Raw genomic sequence first — 21,601 nt, forward strand, 5'->3', positions numbered from 1 at the left:
TGGGCTTTATTTTTATAGCTTCTTATTCTAGAAACTGTAACTCATTGATACCCACAAGCTGCGTGCTTTTTGGGTGGTATTGTAATCAGATGTACATTCGTACTCTTCCTCTGAGGTTGCTAATAAGCAAGTACGGCTTGATAAGTCGTCATCTAACAGATTATTAATACGGGCATTTAATGCTAGGCTATCATTAATTTTATAACTTGCTGCTAAATGATATAGATCATAGGCTTTGTAGTAGAGCTTTTGTGTTTCAGGGCCCTGTGGACCAGACACATTTGCCGTACCACGGTAACGATCGCTGCGGATTTCAGAAATAAGTGAAATACTCAAATCATCCAATGGTTGCCATGCAAGCGTTAAGTTATACATATTTTTAGGTGTATTAACTAAAGGTAGTCCTTCATCACGGCCACTTTTCACTTCACTATCGGTGTAAGTAAAGTTCCCACGTAGTGACAACTGTTCAATAATCTGCCAATTAGCAGCAATTTCAACACCACGAGTAGCTGATTTATCTACGTTAGCAGCTTGCGTAAAGGTGGTGCTACCGATGCCAGCCCAACCTGCGCCAATTTCAACACAAGGTTCATCAGCTATGGCCACTTCACAGTTTGGTAAGTTATCTTGGTTAATGATTTTGTCTTTAAAATCATTGTAAAACACCGTTACGTTACCACTAAAACTATCACTGCCATTAAAGTAAGCAGCCATTTCGTAGTTTACACTGGTTTCTGGTTGTAAGTCTGGCGTGCCAACAAAAGGTTTAGTACCTTGGCCACCAAAACCTGTAATACCAGAGAATAGTTGGTTTGGCTCTGGGGTTTTGTAACCTGTGCTGATACCACCTTTGAAAGTCCATTCATCAGCAGGAGAGTAGGCTAAATAAGCGCGAGGACTAACTTGTGAGCCAAAGATATTATGATGATCATAACGAGCGCCGAAAGTTGCAGTTAGATTTGTGGTAATTTCCCAGTTATCTTCAGCAAATACAGCTGTTTGACGATGATCTTGAGTCGTACCTTCACGGAAGCCATCCCCGTACATACCAAATACACCATCTTCCATTTCGGCATCAAAATATTGTGCGCCTACTACAAAATAGTGGTTATCTATATTTGATTCAAACTTAGTATCAATAATTAAGTTATCAAGTTTTAGTGTACGCATTGGGCGTGGTAAAAAAGTCTCATCAAGTTGAGCGTAAATTGCATCCGTTAGTTCTGGCTTGTCGATGCCTTGATCTTGTACTGCTTGGTCCCAAATGGCCTGCACACCTAAACGCTCTTGTACATTAAGAGGTAATGAGCGACCAAAGTTTTCACTGCTGCTTTGGGTAATGCTGCTGGTCAGCGTACCAACATCGTATCGACCAACATGTGCAAATACAAATTGCTCACGTTCAACACGTTGATATGGAGTATAACCAACGCGTGGCTGTACAATGCCTTTGCTAACACGCCATAAACTGACTGGGCTATCTAACGTACCTGTTTGACCTTCGGTGTTATCGTAACGCTGTTTGGCTATGTCGTACTCAAAGGTGATTTCATTCTGATTATTGATCAGGTAGTTTATTGTTGCGCCGGCATTCCAGTTACGTGCTGCAACGATTTTTTTATCGCCAAAGCTACCATCATCAACCCACATGCTGCCATCTGGAAGTGGTAAACTTTCGCTGTAAGTTGGCTCACTTTCTTGACGGTCATAAAAACTACCACGGATCCCGTAAGTTAATCCCTCAACGCCGCTTGGTCCGGTCAAATATATATCGACTTTATTATCGTTACCGTATTGATCGTCTTGTTGGATATTACTGCTTACCGTGACGCTACCATGGGTGCTATCAAGATTTTTACGAGTGATAATATTGATTACACCACCGATTGCATCAGCGCCATATAAAGTGGACATTGGGCCACGAACGACTTCAATTCGCTCGATAGCCTCAAGTGGCGGCATATACATAAATTGGCTGTTACCAAAGTTGTTTGGGCCTATATTACCTACGTCACTTTGACGGCGGCCATCAATAAGCACTAGAGTATAGCTTGCGGGTAAACCACGCATGGTAATACTAATATTACCGTTTTTATCTTGTCCGGCACCAACATCGATACCTTCGATATCACGAAGCGCATCAGCAAGGCTAGTAAATGGCTTATTTTGTAGATCTTCGCGAGAGACAACTGAGACACTTGCAGGTGCATCTATTAATTTTTGCTCATAACCAGAAGCGGTGACAACCATCACTTCCATATTTTCAGCTGTGTCATCATCAGCAATAAGTGTTGTTGATGTTAATAATGCACTGATCAGTGAGGCCAGATAAAGCGGGCGGGATTTCATTGTACTTCCTTCATGACAAGAATAAAGATTATTAATCTAATAAGCAACTAAGGTGGGTATGATAACAATTATCAGTTGCATATTCAATTGCGAAATATTTACATTCAATGAATGATTTTCATATTAAATAAAGGTGGGGATGGAGCATGAGCATTAAAAAACCCAGCGTTTGATGCCGGGCTTAGTTAATTTAAGAGTATTTGCTTAGCCAAGTATTGACCGTGTTAGAGGTGCCTAATAAATGCAAATGGTATAGAGTTGTAGCTATTTAGAGAGCTTTATAAATTAAAGCGGGCACATATAGCAGTTAACTCATCGCATCATTATACTTTTCGGCTAGACTTTCTTTTTGACTTTCGGTTAGCGCTTTACCGGCTAGTTGAAATACTTCATGCTCTTCTTCAGCAAGATGATGATGTACAAGATGATGTAATTTTTTAGCGGTCACAAGCCACGCTGGTGAGCTCATATCAGTTTCTTCAAGTTGCTCAATCAATTCATCAAGTTCATGATGCTCTGCAATACTATGACGGGCTTTTTCATGGGTTAAATCATCAAACATCAAAGGATTGTAGAAATAACGCTCTTCAAATTTAGCATGTTCTACTAACTCATGTTTTAAATTATCCATAAGAGACTGTCTATTCGGTGACTCCCCCTGGGTTTTTATCAGCGCATCGACAAGCGAACGTTGTTTATCGTGATCATTACGAAGTGCTTCAAAAATATTCATGGGTTTTCCTTGCTTTACTCATTAATTACAATGAATATTGCAAGACGGAAGCCAACTTTTAAGTTGTTGTAATATATTGATTTAATTTTTATATTTTAGCTTGTTAGGATGTTTTCTTGTAAAAATTACCGAGTTAGGTCTTTATATTACATCCATATACATTGTTATTCAAAAGCAAAAAGGCCAACATGAATGTTGGCCTAAAAGCATATTTACACAAAATAAGAGAGTTATTTATTGGCGTCTTTTACCGCTTTTAACTTGCCTGCATGGTCAATCTCGAATGCTGGCATGTCTTTTTTGCCGTCAATTAAATAGTTATCCATCCAACGCATTAAACGTAAACTGTAATCATATTGCGCGGCTACTTTACGGTTACCATGACCTTCGCCTGGATAGTATACAAGGCGTACATCTTTGCCTTGTACTTTCATATAACGGTACAGTTCCATTGATTGTGCAGGGTGTACGCGAGGATCATCTTTACCATGCATGATCAGTAATGGTGTTTTAGACTGGCCAGCCCAGTAAATAGGGCTGCGCTCTAAATACCACTGCCATTTATCCCATGGGTATGAACGTGCATGCACAAGATTCATTTCGTTGGAAATATCAGTAGTTCCAAATTTAGATAGTTGGTTGGTAACACCTACAAACATTACGCTCGCAGCAAAGTGTTCAGTTAATTTTGTTGCGGCCCATGCTGATGCATAACCACCATAAGAGCCACCCGTAATACCAACACGTTTAGTATCAACTAAGCCCATTTCAACAAGATGCTGTTTAAAGTCAATTAAATCGTCAAACTCTTTACCTGCATAGTCGTTTTGACCAAGCTTTGAATAATCAACGCCTTTACCTGTAGAGCCACGGTAATTTGGGTAAAAGACTGCATAACCACGTGCAGCCCCCATTTGACCTGGGCGCGAGTAGTTTGTTACCCAACCGTCTTTGTCATGGCTTTCAGGGCCACCGTGCACTGACATGATCAATGGATAGCGCGTGCCTTTTTCATAATCTAATGGGTAGACTAATATGCCATCAATCTCAACACCGTCGCGGGCCTTAAGTGAAATAGTTTCTTGCTTAGCAAAACGTTTGTCATTCAACCAGTTGTTTGAATCCGTTAAACGTTGTGCTTTAGAGCCACGAATAATGAATACTTCATTTGGGTGCTTTGCAGTGTTTGCACGTAGCGCTAAGGTTTTATCTGAATCAGAAATACTCAGATTTGATGCAATAAATTGGCCTTCATTAATAATTTTTTTGTATTTATTAGAGCCGGTTTTAATGCTTGCGACAAAACTTTGCGTACCTACATTGGCAATAAAATTAAGCGTGTTGCGTTTATGTGACCATTCAAAATCAACGATATGACCCATGAAATTAGGTAACCAATCACTTACTTCACCTGTTTTTGTGTCAGCTAAAAATAAACGACCAGCTGCTGGATCATGCTTATCTTCGGCACCTAGAATTGCGATGTAACGACCATCATGAGACAGTTCAGCACTGTCTAATTTACCTTCAGTAGCAAACGACATCGTCACTTGATTAGTCGCAATATCAAATAAGTGCCATTGTGATTTAGTGTATTTGTCGTCAATTAGCGCTGTAGGCTGGGTTTTTACTAATAACTTATCGCCTTTTGCGGCCCAGTTTACATCACTTACATAGTTCGCAACGTTAAGCGCTGTTGGTGTCAGAGGTTTATCTGTTTTGGCTAAATCGACAATAAATAGTTGTTTATCTTTTAAGCCTAGCTCATACACCTCAGCCATAAAGCCTAATTTTTTTAGCTCTTTTTCAGATTTATCAGCCGCTGGCATAGCTAAAATAGCGAGTTGTTTGTTATTCGGGCTTAACTGATAGCTAGAAATTGATGTGTCTTTAAGCGATAGTACTTTTTGCGCTTGACCACCATCCACTGGAATTTGATATAACGCGGTAAACTTGTCGTCTTTAAGTTTTGCTAAAAAGTAGATCGTTTTGCTATCGTTTGACCATTGAATACTCTTGATACTTACAGAGCCGGTAATGAAAGGACGCTCGACACCTTCATCATCGACGACATAGAGTTCGCTGTAATTGGCGCCATTCTCGTCGACGTATAATTCACGTGGCACTGAGCGGGTAAATGCAACATTGTCACCATCTGGACTAATGCTGGTTTGAATAACTGACTGAATTTTAGGGATATCTTCTACAGTAAGCGATGTGGCTGCAAATGCCAGTGAGCTTGAGAGTCCAAGAGCCAGTGCTAGGCTAGTTTTTATCATGAATTTTCCTTCGCATGTTTTAATTATCGAAGGATTATAACAAGGTGTACCTTAAATGCTAAAATATGCGATTAATAGGCAAACATTGTCGGCTAATGGCTGTAGCGCACACCAACATAAAAGCGACGGCCATTTTGATAAATGCCCGTTGGCGCATATTCATTACGCTCATAAAGGTAAGTGATCTCATCGGTGAGGTTTATCGCTTCAATAACAAAATCAAGGCTATCAGATATTTTAAAAGTGACGCTACCATCAAGTTGGCCAAAATCATCCATCATAGTCTCTCCCACACCCGTGGCAAAATGTGTGCGATAGTTATACGCCAAGCGTGAGCTTAGCCAATCATTTTCATAATAACTGGTTAGATTAATAGTGTGTTTTGAGGTGCCGGGTACATAATCGTCGCGCGCTGATGTGCTATCTGTTCGGTCGCCATCAACAAACGTATAGTTGGTGATCAAGCCAAAACCATAGATAAGCTCTTGTTGATAGCCAATCTCAACACCGCGAATAGTACCACCACTGCCATTGATTGGTCTGTCAATGGTCATTTCAATGCCTTCATGTTGTTCAATGGTACGTTTAAATTCAACAAATGATTCGACATCTTTATTAAATAACGCCACAGAAAGGAGGGCAGCATCATTAAAATACCACTCAACGCTTAAATCAAATTGATTGGCTCGATAGGGGTCTAAGTCAGGATTGCCTCCTTGACCCTGTGCTTGAGTGACATTGTAATTAGTTGAAGGCATTAAATGATTATACTGAGGACGTGACATTACGCGTGCGGCGCTGATACGGGCGATCAGGTTCTCATTCAAATCAATACTGATATTGGCGCTGGGTAATATATCGACATAATTTTTATTATGTTGCTGCCATGCAAAACTTTCTTGTTGTTCAACTGGTGAACCAATACGTTTATAAGCACCAGCGTCTTGCCTAGTATTTACAAGCCTTACGCCAAGGTTAGCACGGTAGTCATCACCATCTAGCATCAATTTAACATAACCTGCGGTGGTGCGTTCTTGAATATCAAATCTGCTAGCTTTTTCTTGTTGTTTTATAAAGTCGATAGTTTGGAAGTCTTTTGATAACGAACTAATATTGGCGAAGCTATAATTTCTGAGGGTATATTGATCACCAATATCGGACAAAAAGCCATGGGGAAAACTAGCAGGGTAATCCGCTAACGTCCAATCAAGCTGTTGAGCTATACCATCAAATGCGCCATTGAATGAACGGTAACGAATAAAATCGCGTTGATGGTCGCGGTATTTTGCACCTACTTTAATCGCGCTGATGATAGAATGATCAACTGCGCGTTCAAAATCACCTTGTAAATAGAGCTCTTGATCATTGGAATCTTGGCTGTCGTTACGTGCTTCTGTCAGTTGCCAAGCCTGTGCATCAAGGGGAGAAACATCATAATTGGCAATAATATTTTTACGCTCAGTGGTGTTTACGCTAAAAGCAGTATTGGCGGAAAATTGCGATGTGTGATCTTGCTTAGAGCCACCACCGCCTTTGGTAAAACCAATTTGGTATTGGTTCTGCCAAAGGTGTGCTTGTTGACTGACAATTAAATGCACACTGCTGGTATTTATTTCAGATTCTCGCCAAATAGCTTCCATTGCAGTACTAAAAGGCAGGTTTTGTGCATTTTGCTCAGGCACTTGTGAATAGCGGGCGTAAGTTAATGTGTTATCACTTATACGAGCATCACTGATATGGCCACCTCTGGCAAACACGCTACTGGGTTGCCATAAAAAGTTTTGGTTACTGTTATCGGCATTAAGTACTGAATACAAGGTATTAAGTTGAATATTCCAATCTAAGTTTGGTTGATATTCAAAATTCGCAGTTGCACTAGTCAAAATACGTTGTTGCTGGAAAATAGCTGAGCCACCTCCGCCAGGTGTCCAAATATTTTTTATATCTGCGGTGTTATCGTCACTTGCTGTGAGCGTACCATCTGTATTTTGTTGGAAGTTTTGCTCATGCCAACCCCAAGATTCAAGACCATCACGACGCAATGAACGTTGATTACGCGTGAAAGTTATCAGAGCACCAAAATTTTTATCTGGATTAGTCCAGTTATAAAATGCAGCCAGTTGTGGGTCAAACTCGCCAGATAAATCATTGTATTGTATTTGTGCGTTGGCAACAAAATGATTACGTTCGGTATGCAATGGACGCTGAGTTTTTATATTGACAGAGCCACCGAGTGACCCCTCGTTATGGTCTGCTTGCGGGGTTTTATAAACTTCAAGCGAAGATACTAAATCAGCAGGTAATAATGTGTAGTTAAAACCTCGGTTTGGCTGAGTTGAGATCCACCAATCGGCCGAGGCAATGGCTTGGCCATTCAAAAAAGTACGATTTTGCTCAGGTGTTGTGCCCCTGACACCGACACGCTCACCTTCACCTTGTGCACGCGATAGTGAAATTCCGGTAATACGTTGCAATGCTTCGGCAACATTTTTATCTGGGAACTTACCAATATCTTGTGCACTAATTGCTTCTATGATTGATTGGCTATCACGTTTATCTTGCAGTGTTTTGATAGCGCTGTCATGAAAGCCCCTAATTTGAATTGTTTCTAATTTTTTTTCGTCGCTGGTAACAGGGGGATTTGCCATACTCATAAATGAGCAGAGTGTGAAGAGAATCGTCATGTTAACAAAATTGACTGCTTTTATCGGCATATTCGACCCAGTTGAAGCGACATTAAAAATTATGCTGCAGCTAAGTACTTATAAGATAAGTGCTTAGCTGCGGGCTATGTTATGATTTACTGTACTTGCTTATAATACGCCTTCTTGGCTTATTTAACCATAGATTAACGTGTGTAAAAAACGAACGATGCCAACACCCGAGCTAAAACAGTTATTACTTAATGATGTACTCGTTGACTTTACTGCCTTAAAAGTGAAAGTGGCAGGGCGTTGGTGCGCGGTTGAAGCAAAGCAATTGATGTTGCTAAAATTATTACTTGAGCATCAAGGCCAAGCGGTTCCTCGTGATATAATTATGGATAAGATTTGGCCAGAAGTGGTGGTCAGTGATAACTCGGTGAGCCAGCTGGTCACCCAACTGCGTAAAAGTTTAAAGGATGATAAAAACACCGCGCTCTTTATTAGAACTGTCCCGCGAGTTGGCTATCAATTAATAGCACAAGTAAGCGATGCCCCGACATTATTAGACAAAGTCACACCAGCAACGCCACGTACATCCGTTTTATTTATTACGCTTGGATTAATTTTTGGCACCATCATTACACTTATTAGTCAGTATTTACTTGCACCTAAAGCGCCGAGTTTAAATTATGAGTATCAATCACGGATCACCTCAGCTCCTGGTGCAGAAGTATTTTTACGTTATTCCCCAAATGGTAGATATTTAGCGTTTAGCCAGTCAAACGAGCAGCAAAGTCAGTTTGATTTGGCGGTTTATGATCAACAAAGTAAAACTGTCCACAGTATTAAAAACTCAGGTTATTCTGAAGAAGCGCCAGTATGGTCTCCTGATGGTAAATGGCTGGCATATTTTAGATATGATCCACTGAGCTGCGATATTCGGGTGATCCCTGTATCTAACGCAATTGAAACGTGGCGTTTGAGTCCCGAGTTTAAATTGACCCGCTGCCAACAACGCCACGGCCCAACCAAACTACATTGGGTTGATGAGAATACGATTTATACCACTCATTGGCAGGATGAGCAGCCACGGCTAGTAAAATATACCTTAGCATTTACACCTACGCCAACTTTATTAGAGCAGCAAATCGTAGGGGATTTTAAACCAATCACTTTTGATATTAACAAGCATAATAAAATGCTGTTACTGGAAAAAGATCAAGGCTGGTTTAGCGTTAGTGAAGTTGATTTAACACAATCACTTAAGCGTACTGAAATAAAGCGCAGTCGTCATAGTCATGCGCCGTTATTATTTGACAGTGAAGACAATTATTATTGGCTCGGGGATGATGCATTACGCCGTTATGACTATCAAGGTAATGAACAACTAGTTCACCAACCGCTAGGCTTTGTTGCCGATTTAGCGGTTAACCCGCAAACAGGCGATATTGCCCATGCTGAAGGACAAGCGCGCGTTAATTTGTATCAAATTGAACTCGATTTTACTCAGGATTTGCCTCAGATCCGTAATGCTGTACAACTGTCATCGTCGGCACGAATGGATATTTTACCTGCGGTATCTCCCGACGGGCAGCAAAGCGCGTTTATTTCATTACAGCGCAGAGGGATCACGGGCTTTACTCATATAGAAGTATGGCTTAAGCATAAACAACGTAAAACCGCGAACTTGATCGCTACTCTGCCCAGTGATATTACGCCAAAATACCTGCTTTTTTCTCCTAATGGTGACAACGTATTATTGGCTGACGAGCAACAAAATGTGTATTTGATCAATACTTTTTCGCGGCGCTTAGTACCAATAATTTCGGGTTTTGAGCAGCTTAATGCAGTGCATTGGTCGCCAGATAGTCACAGTATTTATTATCAAGTTAAAAAGCAACAAAGCACGAATGAACAGGCACAATGGCAAGATTGGCGTTATGATATTCAGCAGATGAGTAACTCATTGGTTGCTGATAGCGTTAAGTTTGAAACCTTAGACGAAGAACATCCATTGTGGCAACTTAATAGCTCGTATTTAGAACATGATTTACACGTGCGAACTTATCTATCAGCGGTGTTAGAGCAGCAATTACCATTAGCGCAATTATTGCCATCACTTGAGTTATTTAAGCCTGCGGTATTTAAACATGGTATTTATTATGTACTCCGTCAAGGGCATCAATTATTGCTGTATTGTTATTTAACAGAGCAAAAGCGTAATGTGTTTATAAAAGAGCTTGGTGTTTATGGTTACGACATTGATATTAATTTAAATATCAGTAGTTCAACAGACGGGCGTCAAGTGGTATTTAGTCAAGTGGATGGCATTGAAACTGATATTCTATTACACAAAGCAGTTAAGGTAGTGTCGCCATAAATTGTTTGATTCGGCTTTGATCCCAGTTACGAGCATTCGCTTCTTTTAGAGCACTATTAGCCAGTTTTTTAGCGTGTTGCGGTTTATTACTAGCAGCTTGAATTCGCGCTTTTAGTAATAATAATTGTGGGTGTTCACTATCATCTATCAGTGCTGAATTTAAGGCGGCAGTTACTTGTTGGGCGGGCTTTTTTAACTCAAAAAGCAATAAGGCGAGATCGCGTTTGGCACTAAACAAGCCTTGCTCTGCTGCAGCTTTTAACCATTTTAAGGCCTTATTAGGCGCATAATCCACATGTTGGCTATTGAGTAACTCTCGGCCTAAACGGTATTGCGCATTAGCAAAGCCACTTTGTGCTGCGAGCACAATCCAATTCAATCCTTTTTCACGATCAACTTTACCGTACTCGCCGCGAAGCATATTTGCGCCAATACGATATTGCGAATTAGCATAGCCATTGACAGCTGAACGCAGTAGTAATTCACTGTTAGCATTTGCTTGTTGCCAGTGATATTTCAATAATCTAGTTGCGTTGTAGTCGTCAGAACTTAGCCAATTGGCAATATAATATTGCACTAAGGCGTTACCTTGTTCGGCGGCATCAATTAAGTCTGAAATTTTTTCATTGTATTCACGTTGTTGGCTTTTGAAGCTTTGTTCATACTGTTTACCTTTATAGGTCGTAAAGTGATACAGTAGAGAACGGTTGTAATAGGGCAATGTTTGGCTATCACCTTGATATTTCCAACGTTTAACTGCGTTGATAATGGCTTTATCAAAGGTTTTTTCAGGGTATGAATCAATTAAGGAAACATCTGTTACTGCGCCGCTTTTATCAATATCAAACTCTAACCAGACCCAGCCTTCGATACCATTTTTATAGGCATGTTCTGGGTATTTTGGCTCTACAGTATAGCTACGTTGTGGACTCGCATGAGGGGCTGGACTGGCGTTTAACTCTGGCCGTAATTGTCGGTCATACCACTGAAAGCTGAGTTGTTTTAGCAGTGCATTATAGGCATCATCAAGAGGTTGTTGATTGTTACTCTGTCTGGCTATCAGCATTGCAGTATCGCGTGCATCAAGTAAGCCAAAATCTGCCGCTAAACTAAACCAGGCATAGGCTTGGGCTTTATTTTTTTCAACCCCTTGGCCATGTAAATGCATAACAGCAATATTGTAAATTGCATCGGCATTACCCAAATAGGCTAATTGTTGGAATTCGCGCTTCGCATCGTTGAAGTTTCCCTGATGGTAATCGAGAGTTGCACTCAGTAAGTCAGCTTTAGTCTGGAACACAAAAAATAGGCAAAGCAATACAATTAAGAATTTGTAACGACAAAATCTTGTTGTTTGTTTACTGTAATGACTAACTGTGCTTTCTGACACGTATTATGCTTCGCCGATGTTGATCGAGTAACTTTTTTACCTATTGATTGTACTTGTTTTGTTTATTATTACTAGCGCCTTTGTGCTACTAATAATGGTAATTTCCTAAGCATGAAAAAAAGCAGGCAGTCAAATGACTACCTGCTTTAAACCCCTGGGCATAGGGGCGATGCCGTCCTTGGCGAGAGTCGAATACCTGTGTTAGCTTGGAGTTCGACAAAAATGGATATTAAAAGTTAAAACGTACTCCGGCTACAAAACGACGACCATCCGCGTAAACACCGGTCAGTGCTTGTTGCACACCTTTTTCTTGATAGCTAAAGGTATGCTCGTCTGTTAAATTAATTGCCTCTAACACAAGCGCTAGATTATCGTTTACGTTATAGGTAAAGTTCGCATCCACCTGACCATAATCATCAACATAACCATGGCCTTGGCCTGAGTTGTAACCAGTACGGAAGTTATATGAAATACGGGTACTAAAGGTTTCTGTTTCATAGTAAGTACTTAAATTGACTGTGTGTTCAGAGTTACCTGGAATAATCGTATCATTGCCATCTGCATCTTTTGCTTCACCATCGACAAATGTGTAGTTAGCATTTAAGCCAAAACCATCAAGGATTTCTTGTTGATAACCAAGTTCAAGACCTTGGATACGACCCGATCGACCGTTAGTCGGGCGGTTTACTAAGATCTCAACACCTTCATGTATTTCAAGATTTGGTGAAACATCTAAGAAAGATTGAATATCTTTGTAAAATACAACAGCTGAGAATAAACCTGCGTCACTGAAATACCATTCAACCCCAGTATCAAACTGGGTTGCACGATATGGGTCTATATCAGGGTTACCACCGCTGCCTGTCTGTGTTTCGAGGTTATAAGAGGTTGAAGGAGTCATTGATGCATAATCTGGACGCGACATAACACGTGCTGCACTGAAGCGCAGTAGTACATCGTCATCTAAATCAATTGCTAAATTGATGCTCGGTAAAATATCAAAATAGTCACGGTCATCATTGGTCCATACTTCCGAGCCACTTTCACCTACATAGGCTGCCGTTGATTGCTGAGTTTGCACCAAACGAACACCTAAGTTACCGCGCATACCTTCAACATCTATATCTGCTTTGATATAACCTGCGGTAATTTTTTCTTCAACCTCAAAGGTACTCGCTTTGAGTACACGGTAGTTCCAATCAAGAGCATCACCTTCACGGCGAACTTTATCTGAGTCGGTGATTGCGTAATTACTCAGTGTACCGTCAGAGCCTAGGCCTGATAAATAATCTGATGGCATTGATAGCGAATAGTCTGCTAAGTTCCAGCCCAAATCGGTGCGGTTATCAGTGGTGTGTTTAGTATTAAAACGTGAATGGTCTCGGTACTTTAAGCCAAACTTAACTTTACTAAAGACAGCGATGTCAATTGGGCGCGTAAAATCAACTTGTAGGTAAGTTTCATCATCCTTGGCATTATTATTATCGTAACGTAAAAAACCTAGATCCCAGTTTTTACCATCAGCTGGATCTGCACCATAGCTAGTACGGACATCTTCTACATTTGAGGTGTCGAAACTATGTATATAGTTACCTTCCCAACCAACACTGCGATCAGCTTGCGAACCGCCGCTGCCTTCGGTATATCCAACATGTACACTGGTCAACCATAAATCATCTTGGTAATCCGCTTTTAAATCGTATGACTTAGTGTTGATTTCAGAGTTACGTACTTTGGTCTCATCAAGAATATTATTAGCCGTCGGTGATAACCCTAAAGTCCCGCCAACGAGCATAGTACCAACTTGATCATTTTCTATTAATGTGACATCAGTGTATTGTGAGCCACCGTAACCAGGCAGCCAAAGAAAGTTTTGATTTTCATTATTTGCTTCAAGGGTCGAATCAAGGGCATTGAAGGTTAAATCTAATTGCTCAGTAGGTTGATACTGCACAGCTAAATTGATACCGGTACGGATACGCTCTTGTAAAAACATGGCAGAACCACCACCGCCTGGGCTGTATACGTCTTTGTACTCAGTACCATCTTCTAAGGTGATATCACGTTTTGCCCAGCTCCATGATTCAATACCATCACGGCGCAAATTACGCTGTTGGCGAACCAATGAAATAAGTGCACCGAAGGTTTCGTCTTCAGTTTTAAAGTTGTACATTGCAGAGAGTTGTGGGTCGGTTTCGCCTGAAATTTCACTGTATTGAGCAAGTACTGAGCCGGCAAATTTATTCGCTTCTAAATCAAGCGGCTTACGAGTTCGTACTATAACAGTTCCACCTATAGAACCTTCATCGATGTCGGCTTCAGGTGATTTATAAACTTCTAATCCAGATACAACTTCAGAGGGCAGCATCGTGTAGTTAAAACCACGGCTTGCGGCAGAGTTTGTCCACCAATCGGCAGAGCCAACAGCTTGGCCATTCAATAATGTGCGGTTTTGGCTCTCGCTCGTACCACGAATACTAACACGTTCTCCTTCACCAAAGTTACGGCTAATAGATACGCCAGTTATGCGTTGCAGTGATTCTGCAACATTTTGATCGGGGAATTTACCGATATCTTCCGCAGTTACTGCATCGACTATGGCATTTGAATAGCGTTTAGTATTTAGCGATTTAACAACGCTGCCACGAATACCACGAACTTGGATTACTTCAACTTCATCTGTGCTTTTAAGCTCGGCGCCGTGGGCTACCATAGGTAAGCTCAATGCCGATGTAATAAGTGATGCGCTAACTGCTAAATATAGCTTATTTATTTTTACTTTTAACATCCTCGATTCCCCTTGAATCAAAACTTTATTTTGTTGTATCAGATTGTGTATATGTTATTCGTACTTATGTATTCACTTTTAAGATCCGAATTACATTTAAGACGCTGTCTACAAACTTAAGCTGGCAACTAAGGGAGATTAGTTTATGGCTACCTTTATTTGTAAAAGTAACCTGTACCAGCTTTGTTTGTGCCTCTATTAAACGCCTTTTTAAAAATAGAGTCTTGAATTTGGATGAATAGTTGTGAAAGTGACAAAATTGAAAATAAAATGATGCAGTTTGCTTTTTAATTTATTTATATCAATAGTTTAAATTTATTATTTATTTTTGTTTTTTAATAAATTAAGTTTACTCAATCTATTTTGTGACTTTAATGTTTACAATTCACAACTAGTGGATTAAAAAATGAAAGGGAAAAGGTAATTGAACAAGATTATTGGCATTAGTACACCCGACGTTTATTTAGAACGTTTAATTACGAGCGTATTTTTGTGGCTAAAAATGAGTGGGAAAATTATAAAGATTGATGCAGGACGGATCTGATTATCTTAGATTTATTGAAAGTGCTTATACCAATCGTGTTAAGTTACTGACCATTTAGCTCGCTAGAATGGTTAAATATTTAAGTCGATTGGTATTATAACCCTTTAAGGTTTGATACTTAAGAAGAGTTGATCGCAGAGTTTTTTAGCAACTCATTAACGGCGAGTTAAGATTTCACGATAGGGAAGTAACTAAGAGCAATAGGTTCACGTTTACTTTTAAATTAAGCGCCTAGCAGGCTAGACACTTAATTGCTTTATAAACTCTTTTTCGGTGGGAGTGCAACGTTGGCAAAGATTAATCCAGCCACCAATGACATAAATATTAGGAAGGTTTGTTGGCCGATGTGCTCAGCATACACAAAGTCTTGCCCTTCAATTAATGAGTTTAGACCTATGTAAGTTTTGCTACCTGGAACTAATACAATCAAGCCTTGCATGGCAACAATTGAGGCAGGAGCGTTTGCTACGCGGTTAAATAGGTTACTAAATACACCCACCGCAAATGCACCTACAAATGTTCCTAAGGTGTAATCTAAATACATCGCAGAGCCAATACTGCTGCCATAAGCGATAAAGCCAGAGGCGATAGACCATGTAGCATGTTTTAGTTTGGTTCTAAAAATAACGATTAAGCTGCTACAGAGTAAAAAGATTGCCAACCAAGCCGTCCATTTAGGTAAAGGGTCAGGTTGTACGAAATCGGCTTGGCCAAATAGTGCAAAACCAATCGCAATGCCGATGAAGGCACCAAAATACAGTTTAAACAACAGCATAAAAGCATCCATCACACGCGCTGTACCAGAAACTAAATGCCGCGCTGCAAGTTCTGCTAGGCCCAGTGCTAATGCAAGCCCGGGTATAAACACAATAATCGCAGACAATACCACTAAACGAATATTAATCCCGACGTCTAAATGCACGCTTACAGCGCAGGCCAAAATAGCCGAGACTATCGCCACTAATGGCTCTAACATATGGCCTACGCGTTTTGAACGCGCTGACCACAGTACAAATAAGTAAACGACAGAGGTAAGTAGCGCTGACCAAAATACGTCATTCCAGCTGGTGCCCATCAGCATTGCAAATGCGCCGCCAGAGGTAGCAAAGGCAACCCCTGTGGTAAAGCGATTATACGGATTTGGCATAATAAAAATGGCGTCGAGTTGAACGTCAACTTCTTGTAGCGTGAGTTCGCCATTGAGCATTTTATTAACCAGATCATCGGTATCGGCTAACGACCCTAAATCGTGATCACCAGGATCAACACGGGCAACGTGAGTATATTCATCTTCATGGCCATCTGTCCAAATCACAAAAGTTACGGAAGTGGGTGACATTACAAATGAAGATTTAAGATCAAGGTAAGTAGCCACTTCCATTAAGTGAGCTTCGAGTCTATAAGCTGGGGTACCATACTTATGAAGCATCTTACCCAGTTTAACGATAAATTTGCGCTTTTCTGTAAACGTTGCGGTTTTCAAATTTGTATTGAGCCAAAATTTAAATTATTCAGTTAAAAAATATAGACAATACATCTAAATTTGCCTACCTAGTTTGGCGGGAATTTTAAACACTAATCACCGCCTGTCTAGTTTTTTTTATTTGTTTTTAGCTTCAATCCACTGTGCCATATATTGAGTGCTGCGCATTGTGTGATGTTTGAGCATTTGGCCTGTGAAATTTGCTTCGCGGTGAGCTTGCAATTGCTCTTTAATTGATTGAATTTTAATGATTAAATTATTAGATAAAAGCTGTTTGTCGTAGTGCGTTTTTAATATCGTATTACCGGCTGTTTGTGCCTGCGTAAATAAACTTTTATTTTGATACAGTGCCACAGCGGCATCGGCAAATTGCTGTGGCTCATTTTCAACCACACCACTCCAAGGTAAATCATGGTGCATGCCCTCACTACCAATTGTCGTTGTAACACTGGGTGTTTGCATGATCATCGCCTCTAACAGCTTTCCTTTAATGCCAGCACCAAAACGCAGCGGTGAGATACACACACGCGCACTTTCCATTACTTGATAAGCATCAGTGGCCCAACCTTTAATTAAAAAGCCAGTTTTAGGGTTATTGAGTGCCGTGGCTTTTGGTGGTGGGTAAGAGCCATAAATATGTAACTCAGCCTGCGGTAATTGTTTACGGATCAGCGGCCAAATTTGCTGTAAGTACAACACTGCATCCCAGTTTGGGGCGTGGCGAAAATTACCTATGGTCATAAAGTGTTGGCGTTGCTCAAACGATTTAGTTTGTTCAGGGAGTGAGCTTAAATCGACCATAAAAGGCAGATGATGCAATAAGTTACTGTCGACTTTAAATACATCAGCAAGTAATTGCATTTCAAAACTTGAGATAATCAAACTTAAATCACAGCGTAAAATAGCGGCTATTTCTCGTTTGGCGATGTCAGAATGTAAATCACTATGATTAAATGCTCGGTTGCCTTTATGCGCTTCATGGCGGGCATTGCGTAAGCATTGTAAATCTTCAGTATCAAGGATTTTTACTGCGTTAGGGCAATGTTTATCTACTCGCCAGCCAAATTGTTCTTCCATCATAAAACGGTCAAACATGACGATATCAGGGGCGTAGTTGATAACATATTCATCAAAACTTGCACAATTAAGGGCGATAGTTGCGCTGCTGATCCCGTAGTCATCCAGATTAACCATATGCTCGGTTTTTTGTGCGGGACTGGCAAATTCAACCGCCCAATTTTCATTTTTAAACGCTTTTAATAGCGACATCATATGAGTGCCGGCCGCTGATGAATTTGGTTCTGGCCATACATAGCCAATTACTAAGACTTTTTTCATTGACTTGAAGCTCTTACTTGCAGATGAACATCGACTAAAGTGCGCACCGCAGGGGTGCCTTGATTAAGTAATTCTTGCAGTACTTGGCAAGTATGTTTACCAATATCGTCTGCATTTATGGTGACACTGCTTAATGATGGAGACATTAAACATGAATCAGCTAAATCATCAAAACCGACTACTTTTATATCTTTACCGGGGATCAAACCATGTTGGCGAATGGCTTCGACGACACCGTATGCAATAACATCATTAAAACAAATAATCGCTTTAGTCGCAGGGTATTGCGCATACAACGTAGCAAAGGCATCGCGCCCGCCTTGACGGTTCGTGGCGGCGGTGATCGTTGGTTTGTCTTGATGGATATTAAATTGCTTTAAGGCACTGTGAAAACCACTTAAACGTTCATGATGATCAGAAATATCATTAGTTCCACCTATAAAAGCAATATCCTCAATACCTTGTTGTAAAATATGGCTAGTGGCTAGATGAGTGCCTTTTTTATTGTCCGGTAATATTGTCGGGGCGGCACAAAAAGGCACTTCGCGCATAATGTGAATGACCGGGAAACCACTATTGATAAGTTCATCAACCCACTGCTGGGTAGTTCCCGGGGCAGGGCACATGATAAATGCGGCAACATTATATTCTTTGAGTGTTTTAACAACTTGTGTTTGGCGCTCCACACTTTCGGCGGTGTTCACTAACATCGGCAGCATGCCAAGGGTATGTATATGGTTTTCAAGTCCTACCGCTATTTGCGCAGAGTAAGGGTTAGTTAAGTCATTAATAACTAACGCCACTAAATTAGAGCGGCGACTTCTCAGTGCTGCCGCATCTCTATTATATACATAGCCAAGCTTATCAATGGCATGCAATACTTTTTCTTTGCTTTTATCACTGACTTTGTCACTGTGTGTAAGCACTAACGACACCGTTGACTTAGAAACTTGTGCTTCTCTGGCAACGTCAAAAATAGTTATTTTATCGGTTTTTTTTTTCATTTTAATGTATGCGTCAGCAATTGCTTGAACGAAGGATCCAGTTTAACGCAGTTTGAGCTAATAAGTCATCTATCGGCGTTATTGAAGGTAGAATCGTAAAAACTTTATGAATGTTGCAAAACATGTTTATATACAGGAATTAATAAAAAATACCAAGGATACACTATGAAAAGCATGCTGCTTTTATTCGCCCTCTTATTGAGTGTTGGCTTTAGTCATTTTAGCCATGGCGCGCAGGGGTATCAAACCCCATCAAGTGATTTAGCCGCGCTGGTTGATGCTAAATTAGCACCGAGTAGCTACCTATCTGCTGATGGTCAATGGTTAGCGCTGTTTGAGCGAAAACGTATTGAAACATTAGATGATTTAGCAAAAGAAGAATTGAAATTGGCGGGTATAAAGTTAAACCCGGCAAACTTTTCACGCTCACGTCCTCGCACTAAATTTAGTGCGTTACAAGTTAAACATATTGCGACTGGCGCTGTGATTACCGTTAATAATTTACCTCAAGGGGTGATCCGCTCACCTAAATGGTCAAGTAATAGCGAATATTTAGCGTTTATTGTTGAGCAACCAACTCAGGCGCAATTGTGGGTGTATAACGCCGAAACTAAACAAGCACGTCAGTTGTCAACTGTGGCTCTTAATTCAGTGCTAACAGCCACCCCTTATCAATGGTTACCAGATAGCACGGCAATTGTTGCTAACCAAGCGGTTAACCTTGGCAAGCCGAAATTAGTTAGTGATGCAAATAGCGTTGTGCCGGTTATTCAACAAAGTAGCGGTCAAAAAGCGCCAGCACGGACTTACCAAAATTTATTAACCAGCCCGTTTGATGAGTTGCAGTTTAAGTTTTACGGCCAAGGTCAATTAACTTATATTCCTCTGAGCGGTGTTGCGTTATCGATTGGCAAACCAGCATTATTTAAATCATTTTCGATCTCGCCTGATTCAACCAATATTTTAGTAGCCACTATCGACGAACCATTTTCGTATCAAGTACCCTATAGCCGCTTTGCGACAACGTGGCAGGTGCTTGGCATGCGTGGTTATACGTTAGCGCAATTGTCTAAACAGCCACTGGCCGACAACATTCCACAAGGTTATGACAGTGTGCGAACGGGTCGTCGTGATTTTCAGTGGCGTGATGACCAAGGTGCCGAACTCATTTGGGCGCAGGCGCAAGATGGCGGCGATATGAAAACCGATGTGCCGTATCATGATCATCTATATAGTTTACGCTCACCTTTTAAACGTGAACCAAAACTATTTGCTAAACTAGAACGACGTTTTTCAGGTATTGAGTGGGCGAATGAAAACGTTGCGTTTTTAACCGAGTGGCGTTTTAGTGATCGCCAGTTACGTACCTATGTGATCCAACCACGCGATGCGGATAATAACCGCGTATTGTTTTCACAGCGCAGCTATAACGATGCTTATAAAGATCCGGGCGACGCTATTTATGAGCGAAATGATCTCGGTGTAAACGTTATTAAAGTGGTTGGTGGACGTTATATATTTTTGCGCGGTGATGGTGCGTCAGAGCAAGGGAATGTGCCATTTTTAGATCAGTACGACATTAAGACCAATACAACCAAACGTTTATGGCAATCAAAAGCGCCATATTACGAGCGAGTTCTTGCCATGCTTGATGATGAAGGTGAGCGATTAATTACTATTCGTGAATCTAAGAGCGAACAACCTAACTTCTTTATTCGCGATTTAGATGCCGACACTCTGACTCAGCTCACTACCTTTGAGCATCCATACCCGGCGTTTAAAGGGGTGACTAAAGAACTTGTGCGTTACCAACGTGATGACGGTGTTGAACTCTCTGGTACGCTATATTTACCTCCAGGTTACGATAAAACGCAAGGTCCATTACCTGTATTAATGTGGGCATACCCACTGGAATATAAAGATAAAGCAGTTGCATCGCAAGTACGTGAATCGCCGTACGAATTTACCTACATAGGTTATTGGGGGCCAATGCCTTACCTCGCAAAAGGTATTGCTGTATTTGATGATCCGAAGATGCCAATCGTCGGTGTTGATGGTAAAGAGCCAAATGATTTATTTAGAAAGCAGTTAGTTGCAAGTGCCAAAGCTGCGGTAGATGTGCTGGTCGAAAAAGGCATTGCAGATAAAGATAAAATCGCCATTGCAGGCCACTCATATGGGGCCTTTATGGTAGCAAACTTATTAGCCCACAGTGATTTATTCAAAACCGGTATTGCCCGCAGTGGCGCCTATAACAGGACCTTGACACCGTTTGGGTTTCAAGGAGAAGAACGTGATTTTTGGCAAGCACAGGATGTATACGCCAATATGTCACCGTTTTTTCATGCTGAAAAAATTAACGAGCCGATGTTAATGATCCACGGCCAAGAAGACCCGAATTCTGGCACCTTCCCAATGCAAAGCGAGCGTATGTACGCTGCGCTAAAAGGTTTAGGTAAAGAAGCGCGTTTAGTGATGTTACCTTACGAAGCTCACGGCTACCGTGCTCGCAAGAGTTTACTGCATGTGCTTTGGGAACAAGAGCAGTGGCTGGATAAATACTTGTTAAGTGACGAAGCTCCTGCAAGCGATGCTCAAGTAAATACTGAGCCTTCTTTAACAGAATAAATTCAAAGCGCGGTTTATGCCGCGCTTGTTGATTTAA

The 21,601-nt window shown here is 40.9% G+C and carries 11 protein-coding genes; 2 read left to right on the top strand and 9 right to left on the bottom strand.

Annotated features, from left to right (window positions below; all coding sequences use genetic code 11):
• Positions 1 to 27: 27 nt before the first annotated feature.
• The 4 genes from PVK79_RS08665 to PVK79_RS08680 form a co-directional block, all read right to left on the bottom strand.
• Positions 28 to 2,352, bottom strand: coding sequence for a TonB-dependent receptor domain-containing protein (locus PVK79_RS08665; protein WP_182757424.1), 2,325 nt, complete (start codon positions 2,350 to 2,352; stop codon positions 28 to 30).
• 307 nt (positions 2,353 to 2,659) lie between these two features.
• Complete coding sequence (locus tag PVK79_RS08670) at positions 2,660 to 3,085, bottom strand: hemerythrin domain-containing protein (protein WP_145234283.1); 426 nt, start codon at positions 3,083 to 3,085, stop codon at positions 2,660 to 2,662.
• A gap of 230 nt (positions 3,086 to 3,315) precedes the next feature.
• Entirely contained in the window at positions 3,316 to 5,364 is a 2,049-nt protein-coding gene (locus tag PVK79_RS08675; protein ID WP_182759438.1) for an alpha/beta hydrolase family protein, read from the bottom strand.
• A 92-nt stretch (positions 5,365 to 5,456) separates the two neighbouring features.
• Positions 5,457 to 8,078 carry a TonB-dependent receptor gene (locus PVK79_RS08680; RefSeq protein WP_257326971.1) on the bottom strand — a complete coding sequence of 874 codons (2,622 nt, stop codon included), beginning with the start codon at positions 8,076 to 8,078 and terminating at the stop codon, positions 5,457 to 5,459.
• A 157-nt stretch (positions 8,079 to 8,235) separates the two neighbouring features.
• Here PVK79_RS08680 and PVK79_RS08685 point away from each other — a divergent pair, with 157 nt between their 5' ends.
• Entirely contained in the window at positions 8,236 to 10,389 is a 2,154-nt protein-coding gene (locus tag PVK79_RS08685) for a winged helix-turn-helix domain-containing protein (RefSeq protein WP_182730909.1), read from the top strand.
• On the opposite strand, the gene PVK79_RS08690 is transcribed toward PVK79_RS08685, so the two are convergent.
• The 5 genes from PVK79_RS08690 to PVK79_RS08710 form a co-directional block, all read right to left on the bottom strand.
• Complete coding sequence (locus tag PVK79_RS08690) at positions 10,370 to 11,689, bottom strand: TonB family protein (RefSeq protein ID WP_182730908.1); 1,320 nt, start codon at positions 11,687 to 11,689, stop codon at positions 10,370 to 10,372. The two genes, PVK79_RS08685 and PVK79_RS08690, sit on opposite strands and share 20 nt — an antisense overlap.
• 319 nt (positions 11,690 to 12,008) lie before the next feature.
• The gene (locus PVK79_RS08695; protein ID WP_257326973.1) at positions 12,009 to 14,567 is read right to left on the bottom strand and encodes a TonB-dependent receptor; all 2,559 of its coding nucleotides are present in this window, start codon (positions 14,565 to 14,567) and stop codon (positions 12,009 to 12,011) included.
• An 800-nt stretch (positions 14,568 to 15,367) separates the two neighbouring features.
• Positions 15,368 to 16,594, bottom strand: a complete 1,227-nt coding sequence (locus PVK79_RS08700) for a threonine/serine exporter family protein (RefSeq protein ID WP_149980016.1) — start codon at positions 16,592 to 16,594, stop codon at positions 15,368 to 15,370.
• 117 nt (positions 16,595 to 16,711) lie between these two features.
• A complete protein-coding gene (locus PVK79_RS08705; protein WP_182734026.1) occupies positions 16,712 to 17,932 on the bottom strand; it encodes a glycosyltransferase in 1,221 nt (406 codons plus the stop codon).
• Positions 17,929 to 18,936, bottom strand: a complete 1,008-nt coding sequence (locus PVK79_RS08710) for a LacI family DNA-binding transcriptional regulator (RefSeq protein WP_145234263.1) — start codon at positions 18,934 to 18,936, stop codon at positions 17,929 to 17,931. Before PVK79_RS08710 ends, PVK79_RS08705 begins: the two co-directional genes overlap by 4 nt.
• Positions 18,937 to 19,110: 174 nt before the next feature.
• Here PVK79_RS08710 and PVK79_RS08715 point away from each other — a divergent pair, with 174 nt between their 5' ends.
• Positions 19,111 to 21,564 (top strand): S9 family peptidase, encoded by a 2,454-nt coding sequence (locus PVK79_RS08715; RefSeq protein WP_257327034.1) that lies wholly within the window; start codon positions 19,111 to 19,113, stop codon positions 21,562 to 21,564.
• Positions 21,565 to 21,601 lie beyond the last annotated feature (37 nt).

Origin of the sequence: Pseudoalteromonas rhizosphaerae, from assembly GCF_028885455.1 — a bacterium.
Taxonomy (GTDB): Bacteria; Pseudomonadota; Gammaproteobacteria; order Enterobacterales; family Alteromonadaceae; genus Pseudoalteromonas; species Pseudoalteromonas rhizosphaerae.